Source organism: Staphylococcus saprophyticus subsp. saprophyticus ATCC 15305 = NCTC 7292 (assembly GCF_000010125.1).
Lineage (GTDB): Bacteria > Bacillota > Bacilli > Staphylococcales > Staphylococcaceae > Staphylococcus > Staphylococcus saprophyticus.
The window spans coordinates 2250572-2277532 of record NC_007350.1; the positions used below are offsets into that span (position 1 = coordinate 2250572).

Annotated in this window: 24 protein-coding genes; 4 read left to right on the top strand and 20 right to left on the bottom strand. The window is 36.3% G+C overall.

The features are described from left to right. Positions 1-8 precede the first annotated feature (8 nt). Positions 9-1088: an aldo/keto reductase gene (locus tag SSP_RS10945; RefSeq protein WP_011303820.1), complete on the bottom strand. Its 1080-nt coding sequence runs from the start codon at positions 1086-1088 to the stop codon at positions 9-11. A gap of 204 nt (positions 1089-1292) precedes the next feature. Between SSP_RS10945 and SSP_RS10950 the strand changes: the two genes are divergently transcribed. Beyond that, entirely contained in the window at positions 1293-1598 is a 306-nt protein-coding gene (locus SSP_RS10950) for a monooxygenase (RefSeq protein WP_011303821.1), read from the top strand. A gap of 75 nt (positions 1599-1673) precedes the next feature. On the opposite strand, the gene SSP_RS10955 is transcribed toward SSP_RS10950, so the two are convergent. After that, positions 1674-2150 carry a DUF1440 domain-containing protein gene (locus SSP_RS10955; RefSeq protein WP_011303822.1) on the bottom strand — a complete coding sequence of 159 codons (477 nt, stop codon included), beginning with the start codon at positions 2148-2150 and terminating at the stop codon, positions 1674-1676. Positions 2151-2261: 111 nt separating this feature from the next. Then, complete coding sequence (locus SSP_RS10960) at positions 2262-3104, bottom strand: sialate O-acetylesterase (protein ID WP_011303823.1); 843 nt, start codon at positions 3102-3104, stop codon at positions 2262-2264. A 172-nt stretch (positions 3105-3276) separates the two neighbouring features. Here SSP_RS10960 and SSP_RS10965 point away from each other — a divergent pair, with 172 nt between their 5' ends. Continuing rightward, positions 3277-4128, top strand: a complete 852-nt coding sequence (locus tag SSP_RS10965; protein ID WP_041784928.1) for an NAD-dependent epimerase/dehydratase family protein — start codon at positions 3277-3279, stop codon at positions 4126-4128. A 104-nt stretch (positions 4129-4232) separates the two neighbouring features. On the opposite strand, the gene SSP_RS10970 is transcribed toward SSP_RS10965, so the two are convergent. The 8 genes from SSP_RS10970 to SSP_RS11005 form a co-directional block, all read right to left on the bottom strand. Beyond that, positions 4233-5033 (bottom strand): ABC transporter permease, encoded by an 801-nt coding sequence (locus SSP_RS10970; RefSeq protein WP_011303825.1) that lies wholly within the window; start codon positions 5031-5033, stop codon positions 4233-4235. A 223-nt stretch (positions 5034-5256) separates the two neighbouring features. Continuing rightward, complete coding sequence (locus tag SSP_RS10975) at positions 5257-6210, bottom strand: ornithine cyclodeaminase family protein (RefSeq protein ID WP_011303826.1); 954 nt, start codon at positions 6208-6210, stop codon at positions 5257-5259. Positions 6211-6228: 18 nt separating this feature from the next. Then, entirely contained in the window at positions 6229-6645 is a 417-nt protein-coding gene (locus tag SSP_RS10980) for a hypothetical protein (RefSeq protein WP_011303827.1), read from the bottom strand. Positions 6646-6748: 103 nt separating this feature from the next. After that, the gene (locus SSP_RS10985; RefSeq protein WP_011303828.1) at positions 6749-7525 is read right to left on the bottom strand and encodes a 3-hydroxybutyrate dehydrogenase; all 777 of its coding nucleotides are present in this window, start codon (positions 7523-7525) and stop codon (positions 6749-6751) included. Between the two features lie 9 nt (positions 7526-7534). After that, positions 7535-8182, bottom strand: coding sequence for a 3-oxoacid CoA-transferase subunit B (locus tag SSP_RS10990; RefSeq protein WP_011303829.1), 648 nt, complete (start codon positions 8180-8182; stop codon positions 7535-7537). Further along, complete coding sequence (locus tag SSP_RS10995; protein WP_011303830.1) at positions 8175-8879, bottom strand: CoA transferase subunit A; 705 nt, start codon at positions 8877-8879, stop codon at positions 8175-8177. Before SSP_RS10995 ends, SSP_RS10990 begins: the two co-directional genes overlap by 8 nt. 179 nt (positions 8880-9058) lie before the next feature. Then, a complete protein-coding gene (locus SSP_RS11000; protein ID WP_011303831.1) occupies positions 9059-9565 on the bottom strand; it encodes a GNAT family N-acetyltransferase in 507 nt (168 codons plus the stop codon). A 30-nt stretch (positions 9566-9595) separates the two neighbouring features. Next, a complete protein-coding gene (locus SSP_RS11005; RefSeq protein WP_011303832.1) occupies positions 9596-10162 on the bottom strand; it encodes a GNAT family N-acetyltransferase in 567 nt (188 codons plus the stop codon). A 271-nt stretch (positions 10163-10433) separates the two neighbouring features. Here SSP_RS11005 and SSP_RS11010 point away from each other — a divergent pair, with 271 nt between their 5' ends. Further along, complete coding sequence (locus SSP_RS11010; protein ID WP_011303833.1) at positions 10434-10886, top strand: hypothetical protein; 453 nt, start codon at positions 10434-10436, stop codon at positions 10884-10886. A 73-nt stretch (positions 10887-10959) separates the two neighbouring features. On the opposite strand, the gene SSP_RS11015 is transcribed toward SSP_RS11010, so the two are convergent. Continuing rightward, positions 10960-11448 carry a kinase gene (locus SSP_RS11015; protein ID WP_011303834.1) on the bottom strand — a complete coding sequence of 163 codons (489 nt, stop codon included), beginning with the start codon at positions 11446-11448 and terminating at the stop codon, positions 10960-10962. 127 nt (positions 11449-11575) lie between these two features. After that, positions 11576-12766, bottom strand: a complete 1191-nt coding sequence (locus SSP_RS11020) for a glycine C-acetyltransferase (protein ID WP_002484151.1) — start codon at positions 12764-12766, stop codon at positions 11576-11578. Positions 12767-12958: 192 nt separating this feature from the next. Here SSP_RS11020 and SSP_RS11025 point away from each other — a divergent pair, with 192 nt between their 5' ends. Then, positions 12959-14137 (top strand): M20 family metallopeptidase, encoded by a 1179-nt coding sequence (locus SSP_RS11025; protein ID WP_011303835.1) that lies wholly within the window; start codon positions 12959-12961, stop codon positions 14135-14137. Between the two features lie 387 nt (positions 14138-14524). Here the strand turns inward: SSP_RS11025 and tuf are convergent, their stop codons facing one another. The 7 genes from tuf to rpoB form a co-directional block, all read right to left on the bottom strand. Further along, on the bottom strand, positions 14525-15712 hold the full coding sequence (gene tuf, locus SSP_RS11030; protein ID WP_002484153.1) for an elongation factor Tu: 1188 nt from the start codon (positions 15710-15712) through the stop codon (positions 14525-14527). 218 nt (positions 15713-15930) lie between these two features. Next, positions 15931-18021 carry an elongation factor G gene (fusA, locus tag SSP_RS11035; RefSeq protein WP_011303836.1) on the bottom strand — a complete coding sequence of 697 codons (2091 nt, stop codon included), beginning with the start codon at positions 18019-18021 and terminating at the stop codon, positions 15931-15933. Between the two features lie 119 nt (positions 18022-18140). Then, a complete protein-coding gene (gene rpsG / locus SSP_RS11040; RefSeq protein ID WP_002484155.1) occupies positions 18141-18611 on the bottom strand; it encodes a 30S ribosomal protein S7 in 471 nt (156 codons plus the stop codon). Positions 18612-18681: 70 nt separating this feature from the next. Then, positions 18682-19095, bottom strand: a complete 414-nt coding sequence (rpsL, locus tag SSP_RS11045) for a 30S ribosomal protein S12 (RefSeq protein ID WP_002484156.1) — start codon at positions 19093-19095, stop codon at positions 18682-18684. 94 nt (positions 19096-19189) lie between these two features. Beyond that, positions 19190-19444 carry a ribosomal L7Ae/L30e/S12e/Gadd45 family protein gene (locus SSP_RS11050; RefSeq protein WP_011303837.1) on the bottom strand — a complete coding sequence of 85 codons (255 nt, stop codon included), beginning with the start codon at positions 19442-19444 and terminating at the stop codon, positions 19190-19192. A 156-nt stretch (positions 19445-19600) separates the two neighbouring features. Next, positions 19601-23197 (bottom strand): DNA-directed RNA polymerase subunit beta', encoded by a 3597-nt coding sequence (gene rpoC, locus SSP_RS11055; protein WP_162009579.1) that lies wholly within the window; start codon positions 23195-23197, stop codon positions 19601-19603. Between the two features lie 166 nt (positions 23198-23363). Further along, positions 23364-26915, bottom strand: a complete 3552-nt coding sequence (gene rpoB, locus SSP_RS11060; protein ID WP_011303839.1) for a DNA-directed RNA polymerase subunit beta — start codon at positions 26913-26915, stop codon at positions 23364-23366. Positions 26916-26961 lie beyond the last annotated feature (46 nt).

A 26961-nucleotide genomic window follows, 5' to 3' on the forward strand; every position in this document is an offset into this window, starting at 1 on the left:
ACTTCAAATTACAGCAACGTGTCTTTTCTTTCCATCAAACGATTATATTCTTCTAAATAAGTCTTTTCAGAATCAGAAGCTTTGTCATAAGCGTTCATCGCGCGATGCCATAATGGATAAATCGGTTCTGGTGTAGTTAATTCCGTAATTGTCTTAATTTCATTGCTTGTCAGCTGTAAATTATAAGAAGCAATATTATCTTGCAACTGCGCTTTCGTTCTCGCAGCTAATACAAGCGAATCAACATTAGGTCGATCTCTTAACCATGCCAAAGTGACTTGAGCAACTGACACTTGATGTTGCGTTGCAATTTCTTGTAACGTATCTATCAAATCATAAAATAACGCTGTATCTTTGACGTATGGTTCTGCCCAACCGTCACCTTGTCTAGTACCCGGTTCACCAGCCTGTTGTCGGTTAATCTTTCCAGTTAAAAGCCCTTCACCTAACGGAGACCAAATACTGTTACCGACACCTAATTCCTTACCGGCTGGTAGTAACTCGTATTCCGCTTCTCTAGATTCAGGTGTGTAATATATTTGTTGCGCAATAGGTGGCGCCATATGATTTGCAACTGCCAAGGTGTGCGTCTTCGCTAAAGCCCATCCGCTATAATTAGATACACCCCAATAACGAATCTTACCTTTTTGAATTAAATCATTCATCACTTGAATCGTCTCTTCTACAGGTGTCTGACCATCCCATAAATGTGTATAATACAAATCAATGTAGTCCGTGTTCAAGCGCTGTAAGGATTCATCTATAGAATGCTCAATATTTACACGCCCTGCACCACCATCGTTAGGATTATCCGTTAATTGAAATCCAGTCTTACTACTAATCACCATCTGATGTCGTTTATCTCTAATCGCTTTGCCTAATGCAATCTCGGAATCGCCTTTAGAATACAAATTCGCAGTATCAAACTGATTGATACCTTGATCTAAAGCATAATCAATCATATGATTGGTCATGTCTTGAGACATACCGCCTGCATTTTCAAATCCATTTGTACCTGTAAATGGAATACTGCCTAGTGCATATTTAGATACTGATAATCCTGAATTACCTAATTGTGTATAATCCATTATTTTCCTCCTCACATTTGCTTACTACACTTTATGTTCCCTTTTATTCGTGAATTAAATCCAAAGCCACTATCTCACAATGCTTGTTATCCAATGAACATGGATAAGATTTATCCAACACTTTTCAATGTTTGTCGGTACCTTCCTTTTAAAATTGCGCGTATGATAGACCTATAAATATAACCATTGGAATGATGTTGAAGTATGGTCACTATTTTACAAGTTGATTTTCCATTAGAAGGTCCTTTTGGAGAAGCCATGGCACAACAATTTGAAGATTTAGCAAAGTCAATTAATGATGAACCAGGATTTTTGTGGAAAATTTGGACAGAAAATGAATCTGAACAAGAAGCTGGTGGTATTTACGCTTTTGATACTTACGACAATGCACAACAATATTTAAACAGGCATCGTACTCGTTTAAACTCAATGGGTGTTTCAAAAGTTAATGCTAAATATTTTGACATTAACGAAGGCCTTACAACAATTACGAACGGACGCATCGATTGATTTCACAAATAATATCCCCCTTAAACATGCACGTAATCGTGTCTCATTAAGGGGGACGTTGTTTTATATTTTAAATTATTTTACTGATGTTCTCACCAAGTCAATTGTATACATCCATACCATATGACCTAGCAATTCGGAGAAATGTTCTTCGGGTGGCAGTTCGTCACGTTCTGGCGTAAGTTTAAGTTTCGGTAAGACAAATTCATGGAATAACACATGCACACCTATGCCAAACAAGCCACCTTTCCAAGCCGTAACAGATTCAGATTGCTCGCTTAATAACGCATACAGTGTCGCATTTGTTACAGAAAATCCATAATGGATACCCATCACCGCTAATGGCACTTCATTATCATTATATACATATGATGCATGCCGTATTTTATCTGGTACATTGAATACCTTCATCATTGTGACAGGCGGTGGTTCTTCATCTCGTTCAGGTGTACGTGGCGGTACCAAACCTTCCCAGCCCATTTTTACAGCACCAGCTAACAGTCCACCAATAACACCAGTGATTACTACACGTTTGATTGAAATATTATACATTTTCTTCACCTCACTAGATTATTATCCACTACTCTATTTACCCTAAACGGAAATAAGTTAGTGATTTTAATCTGTGAAGCCTTAGAATTAGATCATTTCCCAGGAAATGCATTATGACTGAAGTTTACCCATGCCCTCAATAAATGCTTCATATGTGATTTCATTCTTTGAAAACTTCGAAACAAGCATATACATCTGTTCATTTTTCGTATATTGCGTTTTATAGAGTATAGTCTCTGCCTCTTTTTCTTCCGGTAATGGCTGATTGATGTGTGTTTGTCTCGAGAAAGCGGCAAAATAACGCATGCCCAATAAGCGTTGTGAGTTGGCATTGATATGAATAGCATCTGGATTAGCCGTAATATCTTGTGCCGTGACGTAATAAGAATTTGTTGTTAATTGCGTAACACGTTTGAGTGCCTCATTGATTTGTGCATATTCTACTGCACTTTGACCAAATGCTGCTTTGCCTAAAAAGTCAGGTAATAATCCGACAATAAATGGTACTTCAGGAATATTTAACTGTTCTCTAAAATAATTGATCAACGTTTTCAATTTCTTGTCATAGTCTTGGTAGCGTTGATTTAAGCTATCACTCTCACCTTGATGCCACAATATCCCAATGATTTCACTCGTTTCTTGAGCAAATGTCGCCTCTGCAAGTGCGTGTCGTGTCAGTATTTGATCCGGTGCCCAATCATCAATCGTTGTACCACCGTCAGCGCACGGAATTAAACCAATCGTTTCATTTGGGTGTTTATCCAACCACAATTTTGCAAAAGAAGCAGCCGGACCAATGCCAGCGACTGAGCGATCACTGTGAATCGGCTCCTCCATCATTTGCCACTTACCATTTCTTAACATCATCATCCGTTCATCAATGATGGGCGGTACTTCATCTATAAATCCACGTCCCGCCATATTTGATTGACCTATTAGTAGAATTGATTTCATATATAACTTCCTTATATCGATATTTATTTAATATAAGTATCATACTATATCCTTAAATTCGTTGAAAATATAATCACTCTATGAAAACTCCAATGAATGTTCACATTTATTACGTTTGATATACCTAAAACGGAAAATAATTATAGAAAGCAAAAAATTGGAGGACTTTACTATCACAAAATTATTCGTAACAGGTGCTACTGGATTAATCGGCACTAAATTAACACAAAGATTATTACAAGAAGGCTATGAGGTCGCTGGCTTTACAACTTCGCAACAAGGTAAAGCGAAACTTGTAGATGCAGGCGTCGAAGCTTACATTGGAGATATTTTAAAATATGATACTGTCGAAGCTGCAATTTCAGATTATAAACCAGACATTATCATGAATGGAATTACAGATTTAAAAAATGTAGACATGTCCGCAAATATAAAAGTAAGAATTGAAGGTACGAAAAACCTTGTTGAAGCAGCGTTAAAAAACAATGTAAAACAAATGCAATCCCAAAGTATTGCCTTTACTTATGAAGGTGGCGATACTCTAGCTACAGAGGAGACACCACTGGATACTCAATCAACTGGCGACCGTAAGATTACAGTGGATGGCGTAGAAGTTTTAGAAACTGAAACTGCACGTATCGAAAATAGTGTTGTGCTTCGTTATGGCTTACTTTATGGACCAGGCACATGGTATGGCAAAGATGGTATGATTTATAACTCATTTAAAGAAGATACTGTCACAATGACAGATGGCGTTCAATCATTTATCCATATCGATGATGCTGTTGAAGTTGCGATTCAGGCACTTAACTTTGAATCAGGCATCTATAATGTAGCGGATGATGAACCAGTTAAAGGAGATGTTTGGGCAGCATGGTACGCTGATTTATTAAACGTTAATCCACAACTCAATATCCAACCAGCTGAAGCTCATGAAAGAGGTGCTTCTAATGCTAAATTCCGAGATCATGGCAGTAAACTGATTTATCCTTCTTGGAAACAAGGCATGGAGCCAATTAAATAAAAATAAACTCAATTAAGTTTTAATGACGAAACACCCCTAAAGTTGAAAATCATATCAACTTTAGGGGTGTTTATTTAAAATTTTATAATCCATTTCATTATTAATTACATAAAATCAGCAAATCTATCTCTAAAATGCATATGTATGATTGAACCCAATATATAAAGCAAAATAACAAGCACAATATTATATATTGTTAAATGCCAGTGGGTAATAAAATACCATTCATGATGTAATATTGCTGCTCTATATCCTTCTGCTAGAAAATAAATGGGATTTAATTTCATAACGAACATCACTATGTCGTTATTAGGTAAATATAATATCGAAGAAACAAAGAAAACCATTCTCATTAAAGCTTGTAAAATTAAATGGATGTCTCGAACTAATATACTTAATGTGGATGCTACTAATGCAATAGCATTTGTTAAAATAAGTGCATAAACTAAGTATAGAAGTAATTGTAACGTATATATAGAGGGATGATATCCTCCAATAAAACAAATAATCATAACAATGATTAATAAAAATAGATGCCCATAAAATTTACTGAAAACGACATAACTTGGAATTATCGAAAGTGGAAAATTCATTTTAGCTACTTGATTAAACTTTGATATGATAGATTTACTACCTTCTAAGACACCTTCGTTTATAAAAAACCACATACTAATACCAACAATTAGCCAGTAAATAAATGGAACACCTTCCATCATCTTATTACTTCTAAGTGCCAAACCAAAGATAAACCAAAAAACCGCAATTTGCATAATCGGATTAATTAATTCCCATGCCATGCCTAAATAATTGTTCTTATTAGAAATTCTTAACTGAAATTCAGCTAATCTTCTTATTAAATATAAATTAGTCAATTGTTCTTTCATTACAAAATACGTTGATTTCATATAAATCCAACCACTCTTTCAAGAGATATGCCAATGATATTTATAAAGTAAATGCTATAAATAAAGATAGAAGCAACTTTTAATAGGTTACAACATTAAAGATTTAAAAACAATATATTGAAAGTACAAAAAAAGACAAGACACCTGTAAAATACAAATATCTTGTCATAGTTATTGGGCTTAATTGAATTTTTAAGACTGTCTCTCTCTAATATAGCTGTATTTATTGTTTTACTGCTTTTTGATAAAAGTAATTCGCCACAACGATATCTACAATTGCGACACCAACAGATTTGAAAATGGTTATTTCTTCATCAGACAACCGTCCTGCTAATTTCCCCGAAACGATATGCCCTAATTCACCATGTAATCCATCTTTAGCAAACACACCTTCATTAACTGGATTGATTAAATCACCTGTTTCAGCCATAGCCGCTTCATGAGCCTCCACTACGACTTTATCTGCCTCTGCAATAGCTTGAGATGGCAGTTCTTGCATATCAGGTTTAAAAGAACCAACTGCATTAACATGTACCCCTGGTGATAAATGTTTCTGAAATACTGGTGTTGTCGCATTCGTTGCAGTCACAATTATATCTGCATCAGTCATTGCTGATTCAACATCTTCATATACATATAACTCTAAATCACGATGTTGATGCTCGACATCTTTTGAAAATTTAAGTGCTTTGTCATAAGTACGATTATAAAATTGAATACGTTCAATATCTCTCACAGCAAGTACCGCTTCTATCAGTCCTTCTGCTTGATCACCCGTTCCAATTACACATAGCGTCTTAGCTTGTTCACGTGCTAAATATTTTGTAGCAACACCCGAGATTGCGCCTGTACGTATTTTCGTTAAGTATGAACCTTCTAACACTGCTAATGTTTCACCAGTTTCATAATCTGAAAGTGTTACGGAACCAACAATGGTAGGCTTACCAATTTCTGAATTATTTGGAGCTACGGTGACCGTCTTAACACCAGCTACTTTCAGCGTATCAGAAAGTGCAGGCATGACCAGATACCGATTGGCTTCATTGAATGGTAAAGAATATCGCAATGGTGTGTCTGTTTCACCTTCAGAATATGCTTTAAGTGAGTCTGCCACCGCTTCTACGATTTCTTCCATATTTAATAATTGTGCTTGTTCTTGTGCATCTATATAACGCATAAGCCACCCCTATTCACCTTAATCGTCTTCATGATTTATAATTTCTGTTTTCTTTTCCAACTTAGATATCATTACTAAAAATAAAACAAAAATGATTACTATGACTAACAAATATTTCCACATGGTTTGACCATCCAAATATATAGAAACAAAAAATAGTGTTGCTAAAAATCCATAAAATATCATATTACGAACAAATAGCAACCAGTAATCTACTTTAATACTAAACCACGTTTTTACATTTGGGTCTTCCGTTTTAATGCTGTACCTCGTGGTGATGACGCCTCTAATAATCGCATATATCAATACTAAAATCATAATCGCTGTCATTATTTTTGTATATAACGGGTCATCCAAAAAATCTGAAAGTATCGTTAGCCCTAAACTAGTTACGATAGGCAACCAATCTTCATTTTTGGCGTTAGTGTTTTTCATCAGCAATCACCTTCAATTTGTCTATATTCCGTTAATTTCAACGTAACATATTTTCATTGAAAATGAATTAAAAATAAAAATTTAATTGCACAATATATTTAAACTATTGAACCGTGTAACCACCATCTATCAAAATCGCTTGTCCCGTGACACTTTTCGCACTATCGCTACACAAGAATAAAGCATAGTCAGCAATATCTTTAATATCTAACAAGCGTTTTTGAGGAATAAAAGGATATAAAACGTCTTCAAGTACTTGTTCTACTGCCACACCACGTTCTTTAGCTAAATCATCCATTTGATTACGCACTAACGGTGTATCAATATAACCTGGACAGATAGCATTCACTGTAATACCTTCTGTAGCGGTCTCTAATGCGGTTACTTTTGTTAAACCAATAATCCCGTGTTTCGCGCTATTATAAGCCGCCTTACCGGCAAAGCCAATCACACCATTAATTGATGCCATATTTAAAATACGTCCTGATTGTTGTTGTTTCATAATAGGTAACGCATATTTTGTACCTATAAAACTACCCGTCAACATAATATCAATCATCTGTCTGAACTTTTCTGTTGGGAATGATTCGATACTTTCAACATGCTGTAGCCCTGCATTATTAAATAAAATATCTAAGCGTCCATATTGTTCAACTGTTTGATTGATCATAGCTTTGACAGCTTGTTCATCTGTGACATTCACTTTTATTGGCATACAGTCATATCCCTGGGATTTCAATGCATCTGTTTCTTGAATTAATTTATCTTCATTCAAATCAGCAAGCACCACTTTGGCACCATTTTCTAAAAATACTTTTGCTATCGCTAGCCCAATACCACTCGCTGCGCCTGTAATAATTGTTACTTTATCTTTTACCAATTACGCCACCTACTTTAAATGATTTTCAAAATGTGCATCCGTATGTGCTTCAACATCTTCTAAAGTTGTGTCAGGTTGTAATTCAACGAGTTTCACGACACCCGCTTCAAATTGGAAAACAGCTAAATCTGTAATCAACGTATTGACTACACCAGCACCTGTTAACGGTAATTCACATTGTGATTTTATTTTGGACTCACCATGTTTATTCATATGATCCATAATGACAACTACTTTTTGTGCTCCGACTACTAAATCCATCGCGCCGCCCATACCTTTAACAAGTTTGCCTGGAATCATATAATTCGCTAAGTCCCCTGTTTCTGAGACTTCCATGCCACCAAGTATGGCTAAATCGATATGACCGCCTCGAATCATCGCAAATGATTCTGCATTGTCAAAGTAAGACGCCCCTTTAGCAGCTGTTACAGTTTCTTTCCCTGCATTGATTAAGTCTGGATCCACTTCATTTTCAGTCGGATATGGTCCGATACCAAGTAAGCCATTTTCAGATTGAAAGTAAACATTTTCAACATGGTCATTCATTTCATTCGCAACCAATGTAGGCATACCAATACCTAGATTAATTACCATATCACTTTTAATTTCTTTAGCAGCACGTTGGATAATTTTCTGTCGTTGTACTTTTTTATCCATGATTGGCCTCCTTCACTGTACGCTTTTCAATACGTTTTTCAAAATGTTCACCGACATAGATGTAATCTACATACACACCTGACATATGAACGGCATCCGGGTCAATTTCTCCTACCTCTACAAGTTCTTCTACTTCAACGACCGTTGTTTTAGCTGCCATCGCACATAATGGATTGAAGTTCCGTGCTGTTTTTTCAAACACTAAATTCCCGAATGTATCTGATTTTTGTGCTTTAACAATACCAAAGTCGCCTGTTAGTGTGCGTTCCATTAAATACGTTTCTCCATCAAATTCACGCGTTTCTTTACCTTCCGCAATGGGTGTACCGACACCTGTTTTTGTATAAAAAGCCGGTATGCCCGCGCCTCCAGAACGTAACTTTTCAGCTAGTGTGCCTTGCGGTGTCAATTCAACATCCAATTCACCATTAATCAGTTGTTGTTCAAATATTTTATTTTCCCCTACATAGGAACTAATCATTTTATCTATTTGCTTATATTCTAATAAACGGCCTAAGCCGAAGTCATCTACGCCGCAGTTGTTACTCACAACAGTTAAGCCTTTTGTACCTTTTGTACGAATTGCTTCAATACTATGCTCAGGAATACCACATAACCCAAAGCCCCCAGCAAGTACTGTCATTCCATCTTCCAATCCTTCAAAAGCTGTATGTATATCTTTTATTACTTTCGACATCAATAAACCTCATTTCTAACATTTGTTTTTAATACCTAGTACTAATTATACTTGAAAATTTTAATGAAGTCCTTTATTTACGTTTGCGGTTTCATAGTAGACTCATAATTTATAAATTTTGAAACATTTAAATAAAAAAAGAGGCGATAATCTTTAAAGATTATCAACCTCTCGTTTAATTACGCTATTTCAATTTGGAAACGGCGGACAACTGTGCCATCTTCTAGTGTCGATGATTCAATTTCTTCGCCACCGTTATGCTTAATGACTGCTGCTGACGCTTCATTATCTTCCGTACATGTTACTAATGCTTCTTGAACACCGATTCTTGATAGGTAATCCAATGATTTTTTCAGGATTTTATTACCAAACCCTTTGCCACGATGTTTCTTACGGATACCGTAGCCAACATGGCCGCCTATTTTTTTAAGTTGCTCATTTAAATTGTGACGAATGTTCGCCGCACCGATAATTTCATCATCCTCTATTAAGAATAATGTGGTATTATCCACTGATTCATCATGTGACTTATTATCAGCTAATTCATGTACTAACTCTTCAAAATCACTATATTTTGTAATATTTGTAATTGTAGGGACAATTTTTTCATCATGATCAATCCACTCTCTCATATAATCACAATACATTAATTCGTCACCCATTGTTAACTCTCTAAATTCAACCATGTTGACACTCCTTCCTTTCTCGACCTACGTTTATAAATGATTATCATGTGTGTTGATATAATACACATAATGATCTGTCCATTGGTCATTTTCAAAAATAAAACCTTTGCGCAGACATTCGAATTGAAAGCCTAACTTTTCAATCAATTGGATAGATGGATTATTATCCAAATTAATATGCGCTTCAATTCTATGAAAATGTAATGTGTCTCGTGTTTGTTTTACTAATTCAGTCAAAGCTTCGTAAGCAAATCCTTGATGCCAATATTGATTATGAATAAAATAGCCAATTTCAGCCCATTGGAATTGATCTCTACTTAAGTTCTTAATATTGAGCATACCTATATGTTGATGCGCTTTATCAAAAATACCAAATATATATAAATCATCCGCTTCAATCGCTTGTTGCTGTCTAGTCACCATTGCCGCGAACCAAGGTTCTGTAGCATCTGACATATCTACTTGACCTTTGTCATGCCTATATTGTGATGGCTTTCTATTTACAAATTCACTTAACCATGATTCATAATCATTTTCTTCCAACGGTCTAATGATAAGACGTTGTGTAGTGAAATGCAACCCCAAATTTTTATGCATTTAAAATCCCCTTATCATGTTCACTCGCACACTTTATCTATTATATAATGAATAGCTTTGTGTTTTATTGTTATCACAACATCACTGATGTATGCAATAACATGCTTATACCTATTTAATACCTTTTTTATGATGCTTTAAAACTTTATTTAACGGGTATACATATAAATGTAAGCGTCACCAATAAAATACGAGTATATTATACAATACCAACTATTAAATAAATCAAATATAAGCCAACAAAGATTTTGTATCTTAGGAGGTGTTTTTTATGAATAACAATAATACTTCAAAAATTTTCTTTATCTTTTTCGGAATCTTATCATGGTTATCCACCGTCATTCTATTTATTTTACCGACGCTATCACCTTATCAAGACTATATTAAAACACAAGGTGGTATGTCGACCGGTTGGGTTGTGGTGTTACTCGCATTTATTACACTATTTTATATCGCCATCTTGATTATGGATATTTATAGTCCCTTAACGACACAAGTCATACAATTTGTATTGTTAACTGTCGTAATCGTTTGTGCCATACCGTCAATTACTGCTTTTGTGCTTGCATCATTTGTCGTAGATATAAGTATTATTGAAATCTTTATACCTATTGTACTTATTATTTTAGCAAGTATGTTACACATCTTATGGTTTGCTATACCATTTATGCAAAATAAAGAAAATCGTGAAGCTGCGCAAAAGTCTAAAAATCCTTTCAAATAATAATAACTACTAGTCTGTGATTATGTATTGATACCGTATCACAGGCTAGTTTAATTATGTTCAAATTTTTATATTAAATGATATCTTCTAGAATCTTCCTTATTATTTCATTTTCAGACATTTCTTGGTATAGATACGTTTCTTGGTTTACCTTTAATATGTCATTTTCAACAAACCAACGCATCATTGCTTCTTCACCAAAATCTGTTTCATCTTTCAAATGGTGTCTTCTTACTGTTTCATGAAATGGTAGTTTGAAATAATAAGCGTATGCGTCTACGTTAATTTGATTCATTAAGCGCTCAATCATTGAACCGTATTTAGCACTATTTAAAATACCTTCTAAAATAACATAATCGCAATGTGCGATGCCATAATTCACAATGTCTTCTATAAGTTGAATGGCTAAATTATTAGGTTGGTCAGATACATTCAACATATTGCGACGTATGTCATCTTGCCCTACTAACATCACACCTGTGCCTAATGTATGTTGTAATTTCTGTGCGATCGTTGTCTTTCCACTGCCAGAGTTACCTCTAATGATGATTAACTTTGTCATATTTATCACACTCCATACAATAATGTGTTGCCATTATATAGTAAAAACGCTTGAAGACATACCATCTCCAAACGTTTTAAACTTAATTTTGTACTATATTCACGCTGCTATACATGAACGGTTATATTTATTTAATTGTACCTAGTTCTTTACCAACTTTTTCAAATGCTGCTAATGCTTGATCTAACATTTCTTTTGTATGTGCAGCTGTTGGCATATTACGCACTCGACCTGTACCTTTAGGAACAGTTGGGAATACGATGGATTTTACATATACGCCTTCTTCTTTCAAACGACGGCTAAAGGCTTGTGTTTCTTTTTCATCACCAATAATAACAGGTGTGATTGGAGATTCCGAATTACCTATATCAAAGCCTAATTTTTTCAAACCATCTTTAAGATAATTGCCATTTTCCCAAAGTTTATCATGTAATTCTGTAGAAGCCATTAGTTTTTTAACTGCTTCTGTGATGGCTTTCGTATCTCCAGGTGCTAAAGAAGTTGAGAATAAGAAAGGTCTTGATTGTGCTTTTAACCAGTCGATTAATGATTGCGTACCTGCTACATAACCGCCAACGACACCAATCGCTTTTGATAATGTACCAATTTGGAAATCAATCTTGTCTTGTAAGCCAAAATGTTTAACCGTACCAGCACCTTTACCCATAACACCAGAACCATGTGCATCATCAACATATGTGATTAAGCCAAATTCTTCAGCAATTTCTACGATTTCTGGTAGTTTAGCAACATCACCATCCATACTGAAAACACCATCAGTAATGTACATTACTTTATTGTATTGTCCTGATTCAACGGCTTCTTTTGCTTTAGCGCGTAAATCTTCCATATCTGAATGGTTTACACGAATAATCTTCGCTTTAGATAAACGACAACCATCAATAATAGATGCATGATTTAATTCATCAGAAAGAATTGCATCATTTTTATTCATAACTGCTGAAATGGCAGCCATATTACAGTTGAATCCAGATTGATATGCAATTGCTGCTTCAGTACCTTTAAATTCAGCAAGTGTTTTCTCTAATTCATCATGTACATCTAATGTCCCATTGATTGAACGCACAGCACCGGCACCTACACCATGTGTATCAATTGCATCTTTTGCTGCTTGTTTCAAATCTTCGTTTGTTGCTAGTCCTAAATAATTGTTTGAAGATAAGTTAACATAATTTTTCCCATTGATAGTAATTTCAGGTCCATTGGCGCCTTCAATTGTATCTATCTCATTATATAAACCATTATCTTTTAAATATTGAATATTTTCATCTAAAAAGCCATGTAGTGATTGAACCACTGCAAGTCCCCCTTTGAGTTATCTTAGTTTTCAAGTTAATCATAACCTATTTTTTAAATTGTGAAAAGTAGAATAATGATATATTAGAAAGCGTTTTCTACAATTTAATAGCTTTGTTAATTATTTGTACCTACAGTTGCTACACGTAAAATGATATAATGGATGAAAATGCTGAAGGAAGAAGGGTTGAAGTTGTTTGATTGGTTTCAACTAGCACAACAAAAAGAAAGTAGGATGGTGCAAGTACGTCGTTATCTACACCAATATCCTGAATTATCATTTGAAGAACATCACACACATGACTTTATCATGAATCAATTAAGTCAATTATCTTGCGAGATACGTACACCAGTTGGTAGAAATGGTATTGTTGCAACATTCAAAGGACAGGGTGATGGCCCTACAGTTGCCTTACGTGCCGACTTCGATGCCTTACCAATAGATGAATTAACAGACGTATCATATAAATCTAAAAATCCAGGTGCCATGCATGCATGTGGCCATGACGGTCATACAGCAATCTTACTTGGTGTGGCAGAAATTATTGAGAATCATTTATCCTCACTAAATGGCGATGTTGTATTAATCTTTCAATATGGTGAAGAAATTATGCCAGGCGGCTCACAAGAAATGATTGATGATGGTTGTCTCAGCAACGTAGACAAAATTTATGGTAATCATTTATGGACAGGTTATCCAACAGGTATGATTTATTCACGTCCTGGTGCTATGATGGCATCTCCCGATGAATTTAATATCACCATTCAAGGTAAAGGCGGCCATGGTGCTAAACCCCATGAAACGATTGATCCAGTAGTAATTATGGCAGAATTCATTATGAGTGCTCAGAAGATTGTCTCACGAACAATTGATCCAGTTAAACAAGCTGTGATAAGCTTTGGTATGGTTCAAGCAGGTTCAGCCGACAATATTATTCCTGACTCTGCTTTCTGTAAAGGCACCGTTCGTACCTTTGATACAGAAGTCCAAAGTCATATTATCACTAAAATGGACAAATTATTGCAGGGGCTTGCTCTAGCAAATGACATTACTTATACATTAGATTATGTTAAAGGCTACCTACCTGTACACAATCATCCAAATAATTATGAAATTGTTAAACAAGCTGCAAATGAGATGAATTTACGTTTCTATGAATCTGAGTTAATGATGATTGGTGAAGATTTCTCACACTATTTAAAAGTTCGCCCTGGTGCATTCTTTTTAACTGGTTGTGGTAATCCAGAAAAAGAGACTACACACCCACATCATAGCCCGAACTTCAATATTGATGAAAAGGCAATGAAATATGCAGCATGCGAATTCCTAAAAATCCTTGAACTCGAAAACGTAATTGTTAAAGCACCTTAGTCATTGCATGACTTAGGTGCTTTTATGCATGAGCTTTAGCTCAAGTAAACCTTACTAGCCTTAGTCATTGCATGACTTTATAGTCTTACTTTTCAGCTGTGCTGAATTAGTAAGACTTATGCATTCGCATAAGCGAATGTATTCCTTTATATAAAAGCAAATCAAAACAGGCGATGTCACTTAATAATGACATCGCCTTTCCTTGTTTAACATTAGCTATTATCTAATGCATTAAGCCCCTTAATTCAGAAACTGAATTGATTTGGTTTACATTTGCTAGCAGCTAATGCACTAAGAACCCCTAATTCACATAGTGAATAGGAGTTCTATGAAAAAAGAGACTCCCTAAAGAGTCTCTTAAAAATCTATCATAGATAGAAATTTATATTATTCGTTGATTACTGTAACAACGCCTGATCCAACAGTACGTCCACCTTCACGGATAGAGAAACGAGTACCGTCTTCAATAGCGATTGGAGAAATTAATTCAACATCCATTTCAACGTTATCGCCAGGCATAACCATTTCAGTACCTTCTGGTAAGTTAACAACACCAGTTACGTCAGTAGTACGGAAATAGAATTGTGGGCGGTAGTTAGTGAAGAATGGCGTATGACGACCACCTTCATCTTTAGATAAAACGTAAACATCCGCTTTGAATTTTGTATGTGGTGTGATAGTACCAGGAGCAGCTAAAACTTGACCACGTTGTACATCATCACGTGAAACACCACGTAATAATGCACCAATGTTGTCACCAGCTTCAGCGTAGTCTAATAATTTACGGAACATTTCTACACCAGTAACAGTTGTTTTGCTTGATTCTTCTTGCATACCGATGATTTCGATTTCTTCACCGACTTTGATTTGACCACGTTCAACACGGCCTGTAGCAACAGTACCACGACCAGTGATTGAGAATACGTCCTCAACTGGCATCATGAATGGTTTGTCAGAATCACGTTCTGGTGTTGGAATGAAGTCATCAACAGCTTGCATTAAGTCTAAGATTTTTTGCTCATAGTCAGCGTCGCCTTCTAAAGCTTTTAATGCAGAACCAGAGATTACAGGTACATCGTCACCTGGGAAGTCATATTCGCTTAATAAGTCACGAACTTCCATTTCTACTAATTCTAATAATTCTTCATCGTCAACCATGTCAACTTTGTTTAAGAATACAACTAATGCTGGAACACCAACGTTACGTGATAAAAGAATGTGTTCACGAGTTTGTGGCATTGGGCCATCAGCAGCAGATACTACTAAGATAGCTCCGTCCATTTGTGCAGCACCAGTGATCATGTTTTTAACATAGTCAGCGTGACCTGGGCAGTCAACGTGAGCATAGTGACGTTTGTCAGTAGTATACTCGATGTGTGAAGTATTGATTGTAATACCACGTTCTTTTTCTTCTGGAGCGTTGTCAATCATGTCATATGATTGTGCTACAGAGTCACCATTTTTTGCTAATACAGTTGCGATAGCAGCTGTTAAAGTAGTTTTACCATGGTCAACGTGACCAATAGTACCAATATTGGCATGTTCTTTTGAGCGGTCAAATTTTTCTTTAGCCATTATAAAATCTCTCCTATTCGTTAGAAAATAAATTTTTAAAATTATCTCTCATGACAGTTTCTCACCATCATGAGAAGATTGTTTTATTTTTTGGTATAAAGGACCATACAGTACCTTTATAATGCATTTTTCCCAAAAAATCAATTAATAAAACTACAAGCCACATAATTAAGCTTTACATGTATTGTACAGACAGTTGTCTCACAAAACAAGTTTAATTATTCAGCTTTATTACCACTGTTTTTCTTGATAATGTCTTCGGCAATTGATTTTGGAACTTCAGCATAGTGATCAAAGTACATAGTGTAAGTACCACGACCTTGAGTGTTTGAACGTAATGATGTTGCATAACCGAACATTTCTGAAAGTGGTACATAAGCATTTACAACTTGTGCATTACCACGAGGTTCCATACCATCAACACGTCCACGACGAGATGTTACGTCACCCATGATGTCACCCATGTACTCTTCAGGCATTTCGATTGTTACTTTCATCATTGGTTCTAAGATAACTGGATCACATTTTTTAGCAGCTTCTTTAAGTGCTAATGATGCAGCGACTTTGAAGGCCATTTCTGATGAATCGACATCATGGTATGAACCATCAAATAATCTAGCTTTAACATCAATTAAAGGATATCCAGCTAATACACCGTTTTCCATTGAATCTTTAAGACCTGCTTCAACTGATGGAATGTATTCACGTGGAACTACACCACCAACGATAGCGTTTTCGAATTCGAAACCGCCACCTGTTTCATTAGGTGAGAATTCAATTTTAACGTCACCATATTGACCACGACCACCTGATTGACGAGCGAATTTACCTTGAACTTCAGCTGATGATTTAAATGTTTCACGGTATGAAACCATTGGCGCACCAACGTTACATTCAACGTTAAATTCTTTCTTCATACGGTCTACTAAGATATCTAAGTGAAGTTCACCCATACCACCAATGATAACTTGTCCAGTTTCATCGTCTGTGTGTGCATGGAATGTAGGATCTTCTTCTTGTAACTTAACTAAAGCAGTAGTCATTTTGTCTTGGTCCGCTTTAGATTTTGGTTCAACTGATAAGTGAATAACAGGCTCTGGGAAATCCATAGATTCCAAGATGATGTCATTTTTTTCACCACATAAAGTATCACCAGTACCAGTATCTTTAAGACCTACCGCAGCAGCGATATCTCCTGAATATACTGTGTTTAACTCTTGACGAGAGTTAGCGTGCATTTGTAGTAAACGACCTACACGTTCACGTTTGTTCTTCGTAGAGTTTTTAACATATGAACCTGATGATAATGTACCTGAATAAACACGGAAGAATGTTAATTTACCAACATAAGGGTCAGTCATTACTTTGAACGCTAAAGCAGCGAACTCAGCATTGTCATCAGCTTTTGCGATAACTTCTTCATCTGGATTATCAGCACGGTGACCAATAATTGGTTTAACATCTAATGGTGAAGGTAAATAATCAATTACTGCATTAAGCATCAATTGAACACCCTTGTTTTTGAATGCTGTACCAACAAGAACTGGGTAGAATTCTACATCAGTAGTTGCTTTACGGATAGCAGCTTTCAATTCAGGGATTGAAATTTCTTCATCACCAAGATATTTTTCCATTAATTCGTCGTCAGTTTCAGCAACTGCTTCAACTAATGCCGCACGAGCTTCTTCAGCTCTTTCTTTATGATCTTCAGGAATTTCAATTTCTTCAATTTCAGTTCCTAAATCATTTGTGTATTTGAAACATGTCATTTCAACTAAGTCGATGATTGCTTCAAATTCATCTTCAGCACCGATAGGTAACTGAATTGGTTGCGCATTAGCTTGTAAACGGTCATGAATTGTGCTTACTGAGTATTCAAAGTTAGCACCTAATTTGTCCATTTTGTTAACGAAAACAATACGAGGTACACCATAAGTTGTTGCCTGACGCCAAACTGTTTCAGTTTGAGGTTCAACACCAGATTGTGCATCTAATACTGTTACTGCGCCATCAAGTACACGTAATGAACGTTCAACTTCCACAGTGAAGTCTACGTGTCCAGGTGTATCGATGATGTTTACACGGTGGTTATCCCATTCTGCTGTCGTTGCAGCTGATGTGATAGTGATACCGCGGTCTTGCTCCTGTTCCATCCAGTCCATTTGTGAAGCACCTTCGTGTGTTTCACCAATTTTATGGATACGTCCAGTATAGTAAAGAATACGTTCAGTCGTAGTTGTTTTACCAGCATCGATGTGAGCCATGATACCGATATTACGAGTTCTATCTAAACTAAAATCTCTAGCCATGTATTTTTCTCCTTCCAGTATAACTGCGAATAAATACTTTAAATATGGCGATGCCCTAAACACGCACCGGTGATAGTAAACTATCTTTGTGGAACATGCTCAGGGAAAAAGCTACTATCCTACCAACGATAGTGAGCGAATGCTTTGTTAGCTTCAGCCATTTTATGTGTGTCTTCACGTTTCTTAACTGCTCCACCAGTGTTGTTAGCAGCATCTAAGATTTCATTAGCTAAACGTTCTTCCATAGTTTTTTCACCACGAAGACGCGAATAGTTAACTAACCAACGAAGACCTAATGTAGTACGACGCTCTGGACGAACTTCTACTGGTACTTGATAGTTAGAACCACCTACACGGCGAGCTTTTACTTCTAATACTGGCATGATGTTATCGATAGCTTCTTCGAAAACTTCAACTGCTTCACGACCACTACGTTCTTTAACTAAGTCGAATGCAGAATAAAGAATTCTTTGTGCTGTTCCACGTTTACCATCTAACATAATTTTGTTGATCAATTTTGTAACTAATTTAGAGTTGTGAATTGGATCTGGTAATACGTCTCTTTTTGGTACTGATCCTTTACGAGGCATAATGTAAATCCTCCCTTCCTACTATAGTATAATTTTAAATTTTATAGCGAAAATTTACGCAATCTTAAACTTATTTTTTAGGTTTTTTAGTTCCGTATAATGAACGGCCTTGTCTACGTCCATCAACACCTGAAGTATCAAGCGCACCACGTACGATATGGTAACGTACACCAGGTAAGTCTTTTACACGTCCACCACGTACAAGTACAACACTGTGTTCTTGTAAGTTATGTCCGATACCAGGGATATACGCATTGATTTCAATGTTGTTAGACAAACGAACACGCGCATATTTACGTAACGCTGAGTTAGGTTTTTTAGGTGTCATAGTACCGACACGAGTACAAACCCCACGTTTTTGTGGTGAATTTAAATCAGTAAATTTTTTCTTTTTACTGTTAAAATTTCTGTTTAATGCTGGTGAATCAGATTTTTTTGATTTACTTTGTCTTGGTTTGCGTACCAATTGATTAATAGTTGGCATGATTAGTTCCTCCTTTCCTCATTTATAATCCCACACATCCAGGTGGTTCATTTTAAGGGTAAATAAAATTTAGTAAGAATCATTCTTACTAATCTCATTTTAATAATGCAACAATAGCTGCATTAACGTTTATACCTACATATTTCCCTAAAGCTTGTTTGCTTTCGAAAAATGAAACAGGTATGTGTTTGTGATTGATTTGGCTCAACACGCGAGTCATAAGATGAACTTCTACGTCTTCAGCGATAATCAATGATGTAACTTGATCTTTATTCAAAGCTTTTAGCGTTTGTTTAAGACCAATAACAAAATGTTGTTTGTTAAAGCGTGCAACTTTTTCATTAGACATATAAATATCCTCCAAAGTTCTGCTTGCATCAACCTTAATAATAATAACATTTTCATTACTGCTGAGTCAACTTTAAATCCAATAATTTTGCAAAAATAATTAAAAACAAAGTGATCGAAAATCGCATTCCGACCACCTTGTTCATTTAACTCAAAATTATATTTCAGTAGTTTGTACTTCTTCTACAATTTCAGTTTCAGGTGCAGCTTTATCGTATTCAACATCTCTATAACGTCTCATACCTGTACCAGCTGGAATTAATTTACCGATAATAACATTCTCTTTAAGACCGAGTAAGTTATCACGTTTACCTTTAATTGCAGCATCAGTAAGTACACGTGTTGTTTCTTGGAATGAAGCCGCTGATAAGAAGCTTTCAGTTTCAAGAGACGCTTTCGTAATACCTAGTAATACTGGTTTAGCTGTTGCAGGACGTTTACGTTCTTTAAATGCTTCACGGTTGGCATCAGTAAAGTTATGAATATCTACTAATGAACCTGGAAGTAACTTAGTATCTCCAGCTTCAATGATACGTACTTTACGTAACATTTGTCTTACCATAACCTCAACGTGTTTATCATCGATTTCAACACCTTGCATACGGTAAACTTTTTGAACTTCTTTTAGTAAATAACTTTCTGTTGCATTTAAACCTGATACAGATAAATAGTTCTTAGGCTCAATTGAACCTTCTGTTAGAACTTCACCACGTTCAACACTTTGTCCAACTTCTACTTTCAATCTTGAAGTACCAGAAGCTAGATAAGATTTCGTTTCATTAGCGCCTTTAATTACAATTTCTTGTTGGCGATCTTTCGCTAATTTGATGTCATCAACAACACCTTCGATTTCAGTAATCACGGCTTGACCTTTAGGATTACGTGCTTCGAAGATCTCTTGGATACGAGGAAGACCTTGTGTGATATCGCTACCTGCTACACCACCTGTATGGAATGTACGCATTGTAAGCTGTGTACCTGGTTCACCAATTGATTGGGCAGCAATTGTACCAACTGCTTCACCAACTTCAACTTTTTCACCAGTTGCAAGGTTTTTACCGTAACATTTTTCACATACACCATGACGTGTGTTACATGTAAATGCTGAACGGATATACATTTCCTCAATACCAGCATCAGTAATTTTCTTAGCGATTTCTGCAGTTACTAATTCGTCAGGATTAACAATTACTTCATTTGTTTCTGGATGACGAATTGTTTCTTTAGAATAACGACCTTCAATACGTTCGATGAATGGTTCAATCATTTCAGTACCTTCTTTGATATCTGAAACAAGTAAACCACGGTCAGTACCACAATCTTCCTCACGTACAATAACATCTTGAGCAACGTCAACAAGTCGACGAGTAAGATAACCAGAATCGGCTGTTTTAAGTGCTGTATCGGCAAGACCTTTACGCGCACCGTGAGTAGAGATGAAGTATTCTAACACTGTTAAACCTTCACGGAATGAAGACGTGATTGGTAATTCGATAATTTCACCAGAAGGCGCAGCCATAAGTCCACGCATACCTGCTAACTGTGTAAAGTTAGACGCGTTACCACGGGCACCAGAGTCACTCATCATAAAGATAGGGTTTGTTTTTTCTAGTGAGCCCATCAATTCGTTTTGAATTTGATCTTTGGCATCTGTCCAAATTTCGATTACTGCGTTGTAACGTTCAAAATCAGTGATTAAACCACGATTAAATTGTTTCGTTACTTTTTCAACGAGTTTTTCATGTTCATCTAAGATATCTTGTTTGTCTGGTAGTACCACAATATCAGATACACCAACAGTGATACCTGCTTTAGATGAGAACTTGAATCCTAAGTCTTTCATTCTATCTAACATCATTGACGTATCAGTGATGCTGAAACGGTTGAACACTTCTGCAATAACATTTCCTAGGAAATTCTTATTGAAAGGTTTGATTAACGGTTGTTCATCAAAGTAAGCTTTCAAGCCTTCTTCACCAATTTCAGTTGGTGCAATGAAATATTTCTCAGGTGTTTTATTTTCCAAGTTCGTTTGTGTTGGTTCATTGATATATGCAAATGAATCAGGAATGATTTCATTAAATATTACTTTACCAACAGACGTTAGTAAGATTTTTTTGTTTTGTTCTTCAGTGAAAGTAGGATTATTGAATGATGCTGCGTGTACACCAATTCTTGTATGCAAGTGAACGTAGCCATTTGCATAAGCTTTTAGTACTTCGTTCGTATCATTATAAATCGTACCTGTATTCACTGCTTCTTTACGCTCTAATGTAAGGTAATAGTTACCTAATACCATATCTTGTGATGGTGTAACAACTGGTTTACCATCTTTAGGGTTCAAGATGTTTTGCGCTGCTAACATTAACATACGCGCTTCAGCTTGAGCTTCTTTAGATAATGGTACGTGAACAGCCATTTGGTCACCATCAAAGTCGGCATTATAAGCTGTTGTAGCAAGTGGATGTAGACGGATCGCACGACCTTCAACAAGTGTAGGTTCAAATGCTTGGATACCTAATCTGTGAAGTGTAGGTGCACGGTTTAAAAGAACTGGGTGTTCTTTAATAACATCTTCTAATACATCCCATACTTCATCATCCATGCGCTCAATTTTACTTTTCGCGTTTTTGATGTTTGTCGCAATTTCACGTTGAACTAATTCTTTCATAATGAAAGGTTTGAACAATTCAAGTGCCATTTCTTTAGGTAGTCCACATTGATACATTTTCAAGCTAGGTCCAACTGCAATAACTGAACGACCTGAATAGTCAACACGTTTACCTAATAAGTTTTGACGGAAACGACCTTGTTTACCTTTTAACATGTGTGAAAGTGATTTTAATGGACGGTTACCTGGACCAGTTACTGGACGGCCACGACGACCATTATCAATAAGTGCGTCAACAGCCTCTTGTAACATACGTTTTTCATTTTGTACGATGATGCCAGGAGCACCTAAGTCTAATAAACGTTTCAAACGGTTGTTACGGTTGATAACACGGCGGTATAAATCATTTAAATCACTTGTCGCAAAACGTCCACCATCTAATTGAACCATTGGTCTGATTTCTGGTGGGATAATTGGAAGTACGTCTAAGATCATCCATGCTGGGTTGTTACCAGAATGTCTGAATGATTCAACAACTTCTAAACGTTTAATTGCACGAGTAAGTCTTTGACCAGTAGCTGATTCTAACTCATCACGTAAGTGCTTGAGTTCAGCATCTAAATCAATTTCTTCAAGTAATTCTTTGATACCTTCAGCACCCATTTTAGCTGTGAATTTACCAGGGAATTTATCATAGTATTCTCTGAATTCAGCTTCAGATAATAATGTCTTTTTCTCTAATCCAGTTGGTCCTGGATTAACAACAACGTATGAAGCAAAGTAAATAACTTCTTCTAACGCTCTTGGTGACATGTCTAATAATAGACCCATACGGCTTGGAATACCTTTGAAATACCAAATGTGTGATACAGGTGCAGCTAATTCAATGTGCCCCATTCTTTCACGGCGCACTTTAGATTTAGTTACTTCTACGCCACATCTATCACAAACCATACCTTTGTAACGTACGCGTTTGTATTTACCACAACTACATTCCCAGTCTTTTGTAGGTCCAAATATTCTTTCACAGAATAGACCATCTTTTTCTGGTTTTAAAGTACGATAGTTTATTGTTTCTGGCTTTTTAACCTCACCAAAAGACCATGAACGGATTTTTTCAGGTGAAGCAAGTCCTATTTTCATATAATGGAAATTATTTACATCAATCAAGGAGCCTACCTCCTTCAATTTAGATTAGCTGTGCAAATTGATTGATTGCTCTATATCAATAATGAAATGCCCGCTTAGAGTGTGCACTAATTAAGCACACAGCTCTTCACGGCATATTCATTTATAAACTTAAATGCAATTAGTCTGTAACTTCTTTTTGTGATTGTGGAGCATCTTTTTGTTGAAGATCCACTTTACGTTCAACGACATCTTCTTCTTCATTATCTTGCATGTCAATTTCATTGTCATGCTCGTCCATGATTTTAACATCTAGTCCTAAACTTTGTAATTCTTTCATCAATACTCGGAATGATTCAGGAACACCTGGTTTAGTAATATTTTCACCTTTAACAATAGATTCATATGTTTTCACACGACCTACTGTATCATCGGATTTGTAAGTTAAAATTTCTTGAAGTGTATATGCAGCACCGTAAGCTTCAAGTGCCCATACTTCCATTTCACCGAAACGTTGTCCACCAAATTGTGCTTTACCACCAAGTGGTTGTTGCGTTACAAGTGAATATGGTCCAGTTGAACGTGCGTGTAGTTTGTCATCAACCATGTGTGCAAGTTTCAGCATGTACATAACGCCGACTGAAATTCTGTTATCGAATGGTTCACCCGTACGTCCATCGTATAATACTGTCTTACCATCACGAGCCATACCAGCTTCTTCAATTGTTGACCAAACGTCTTCATCACTTGCACCATCAAATACTGGTGATGCAACGTGAATACCTAAGTTTTTAGCAGCCATACCTAAGTGTAGCTCTAATACTTGTCCGATATTCATACGTGAAGGAACACCAAGTGGGTTCAACATGATATCGATTGGTGTGCCGTCTGGAAGATATGGCATATCTTCTTCAGGAACAAGTTTAGAAATAACACCTTTGTTACCATGACGACCACACATTTTATCTCCTACGTGAATTTTACGTTTTTGAACGATATAAACACGCACTAATTGGTTAACACCTGGAGATAATGTATCGTCTCCTTCTTCACGGTTAAAGACTTTAACATCTAGAACAATACCACCTGCACCATGAGGTACGCGTAATGATGTATCGCGAACTTCACGTGCTTTTTCACCAAAGATAGCGTGTAGTAAACGTTCTTCTGCAGTTAATTCTGTTACACCTTTAGGCGTTACTTTACCTACTAAGATGTCACCATCATTAACTTCAGCGCCGACGTATACAATACCACGGTCATCTAAGTTTTTAAGTGCACTGTCAGAAACGTTAGGAATATCGCGAGTGATTTCCTCAGGTCCTAGTTTCGTATCACGCGCTTCTGATTCATACTCTTCAATATGAATAGAAGTATATACGTCATCTTTAACTAGGCGTTCACTCATAATAACAGCATCCTCATAGTTGTAACCGTCCCAAGTCATGAAACCAACAACTACGTTTCTACCTAATGCCATTTCACCAAGTTCCATTGAAGGACCATCGGCTAAAATTTCACCTTTAGTTACTACGTCACCAGAAGCAACGATAGGTCTTTGGTTATAACAAGTACCCGTATTTGAACGTTTGAATTTAGCTAATGGATAGCGATCTAATTCGCCTTCGTATTCTTGACCGTCTTCTTCGATAAGTTGACGAACAAGAATTTCATTAGATTCAACGTGCTCAACGCGACCTTTACGTTTTGCAACAATTGCTGCACCAGAGTCACGTGCTGCCACGTGCTCCATACCTGTACCTACAAATGGTGATTCTGGATTCATCAATGGCACTGCTTGACGTTGCATGTTCGCACCCATCAATGCACGGTTAGAGTCATCGTTTTCTAAGAAAGGAATACATGCTGTCGCTGCAGAAACAACTTGTTTAGGTGAGACATCCATATAATCCATTTTTTCTTTGGCCATAACTGTATTATTACCACGGAAACGACAAACAACTTCGTCTGCTATGAAACGGCCATTTTCGTCTAATGTTGAGTTTGCTTGTGCTACAACATAGCTATCTTCTTCATCAGCTGTTAAATAGTCAATTTGATCCGTGATTGAATTCGTTTCAAGATCCACTTTACGGTAAGGTGTTTCAATAAAGCCGAATTCATTTACACGCGCATAACTAGATAACGAGTTAATAAGTCCGATGTTTGGACCCTCTGGCGTTTCAATTGGACACATACGGCCATAGTGAGAATAGTGAACGTCACGTACTTCCATTTGAGCACGTTCACGCGTTAAACCACCAGGTCCTAGAGCTGATAAACGACGTTTATGCGTTAACTCAGCTAACGGATTCGCTTGGTCCATGAATTGTGATAATTGTGAACTACCAAAGAATTCTTTGATAGATGCAATCACTGGACGAATATTGATTAATTGTTGTGGCGTTACAGAATCAGTGTCTTGGATAGACATTCTTTCACGTACAACACGTTCCATTCTTGATAAACCAATACGGAATTGGTTTTGTAACAATTCACCTACTGAACGTAGACGACGGTTACCAAGGTGGTCAATATCATCTGTGAAGCCAATACCACTTAATAAGTTAAAGAAGTAAGACATTGATGCAATAATATCTGCTGGTGTAATACATTTCACTTCTGAATCAGGGAATGCATTACCAATCACTGTCGTTGTACGTCCTTCTTCATCGTTAGGAACATAAACTTTAATAGATTGAATTTCAACAGGTTCATCAATCACTGTACCTTCTAACTCAAAGACTTCACTGTTAGCATTTGCTTCCAGTACATCCATGATTTCATCGAGATTACGACGATCAAGCACAGTACCTTCTTCAGCAACAATTTCACCTGTTTCAGTATTAACAATAGGTTCTGCTAATTTTTGATTAAACAAGCGGTGTTTTAAATGAAGTTTTTTGTTTGCTTTGTAACGACCTACGCTTGCTAAGTCATAACGTTTCGGATCGAAGAAACGAGAATATAAAAGACTCTTAGCATTTTCTACTGTAGGTGGTTCACCAGGGCGTAAACGCTCATAGATTTCTAATAGCGCTTGATCTGTTGTTTCTGTACCATCTTTTTCTAAAGTATTACGTAAATACTCATTGTCACCTAAAAGATCAACGATTTCTTGATCTGTAGAGAAACCTAAAGCACGTAATAATACTGTTAATGGTAATTTTCTAGTTCTATCAATACGTACGTAAACAACATCTTTTGCATCTGTTTCATATTCTAACCAAGCACCACGGTTTGGAATAATTGTAGCATCGAAGTTGGTACGACCATTTTTATCTAGTTTTTCATTGAAGTATACGGATGGTGAACGAACTAATTGTGAAACGATAACACGTTCAGCACCGTTAATTACGAATGTACCTGTATCTGTCATTAATGGGAAATCGCCCATAAACACTTCTTGTTCTTTTACTTCGCCAGTTTCCTTGATAATCAAACGCACTTTAACACGTAGAGGTGCAGAATACGTTGTATCACGGTTTTTAGATTCTTCTAAATCATATTTCGGTTCTCCAAGTCTGTAATCTACAAACTCTAAAGATAGATTGCCTGTGAAATCTTCAATCGGAGAAATGTCTCTAAACATTTCTAATAAACCTTCTTCTAAGAACCAATCGTAAGACTTAGTTTGAATCTCAATTAAATTCGGTAATTCTAATACCTCTGAAATTCTCGCATAGTTTCTACGTTTACGATGTCTTCCATATTGGACAAATTGACCTGCCAAACAGATTCACCCCTCAAAAATTGCGTGTTTACTTTTACTAAATCAC

Bases quoted from the DNA above. Each gene is read 5' to 3' on its own strand.
- rpsL (WP_002484156.1), bottom strand. From the start codon at position 19,095: ATGCCAACTATTAATCAATTGGTACGCAAACCAAGACAAAGTAAATCA.
- SSP_RS10990 (WP_011303829.1), bottom strand. From the start codon at position 8,182: ATGGATAAAAAAGTACAACGACAGAAAATTATCCAACGTGCTGCTAAA.
- SSP_RS10970 (WP_011303825.1), bottom strand. From the start codon at position 5,033: ATGAAATCAACGTATTTTGTAATGAAAGAACAATTGACTAATTTATAT.
- rpsG (WP_002484155.1), bottom strand. From the start codon at position 18,611: ATGCCTCGTAAAGGATCAGTACCAAAAAGAGACGTATTACCAGATCCA.
- SSP_RS10955 (WP_011303822.1), bottom strand. From the start codon at position 2,150: ATGTATAATATTTCAATCAAACGTGTAGTAATCACTGGTGTTATTGGT.
- SSP_RS10995 (WP_011303830.1), bottom strand. From the start codon at position 8,879: ATGTCGAAAGTAATAAAAGATATACATACAGCTTTTGAAGGATTGGAA.
- SSP_RS11050 (WP_011303837.1), bottom strand. From the start codon at position 19,444: ATGTCTAATGAAAAAGTTGCACGCTTTAACAAACAACATTTTGTTATT.
- SSP_RS11000 (WP_011303831.1), bottom strand. From the start codon at position 9,565: ATGGTTGAATTTAGAGAGTTAACAATGGGTGACGAATTAATGTATTGT.
- tuf (WP_002484153.1), bottom strand. From the start codon at position 15,712: ATGGCTAAAGAAAAATTTGACCGCTCAAAAGAACATGCCAATATTGGT.
- SSP_RS10945 (WP_011303820.1), bottom strand. From the start codon at position 1,088: ATGGATTATACACAATTAGGTAATTCAGGATTATCAGTATCTAAATAT.
- SSP_RS10975 (WP_011303826.1), bottom strand. From the start codon at position 6,210: ATGCGTTATATAGATGCACAAGAACAAGCACAATTATTAAATATGGAA.
- SSP_RS11015 (WP_011303834.1), bottom strand. From the start codon at position 11,448: ATGACAAAGTTAATCATCATTAGAGGTAACTCTGGCAGTGGAAAGACA.
- SSP_RS11010 (WP_011303833.1), top strand. From the start codon at position 10,434: ATGAATAACAATAATACTTCAAAAATTTTCTTTATCTTTTTCGGAATC.
- SSP_RS10980 (WP_011303827.1), bottom strand. From the start codon at position 6,645: ATGAAAAACACTAACGCCAAAAATGAAGATTGGTTGCCTATCGTAACT.
- SSP_RS10950 (WP_011303821.1), top strand. From the start codon at position 1,293: ATGGTCACTATTTTACAAGTTGATTTTCCATTAGAAGGTCCTTTTGGA.
- SSP_RS11005 (WP_011303832.1), bottom strand. From the start codon at position 10,162: ATGCATAAAAATTTGGGGTTGCATTTCACTACACAACGTCTTATCATT.
- SSP_RS10960 (WP_011303823.1), bottom strand. From the start codon at position 3,104: ATGAAATCAATTCTACTAATAGGTCAATCAAATATGGCGGGACGTGGA.
- rpoC (WP_162009579.1), bottom strand. From the start codon at position 23,197: ATGAAAATAGGACTTGCTTCACCTGAAAAAATCCGTTCATGGTCTTTT.
- fusA (WP_011303836.1), bottom strand. From the start codon at position 18,021: ATGGCTAGAGATTTTAGTTTAGATAGAACTCGTAATATCGGTATCATG.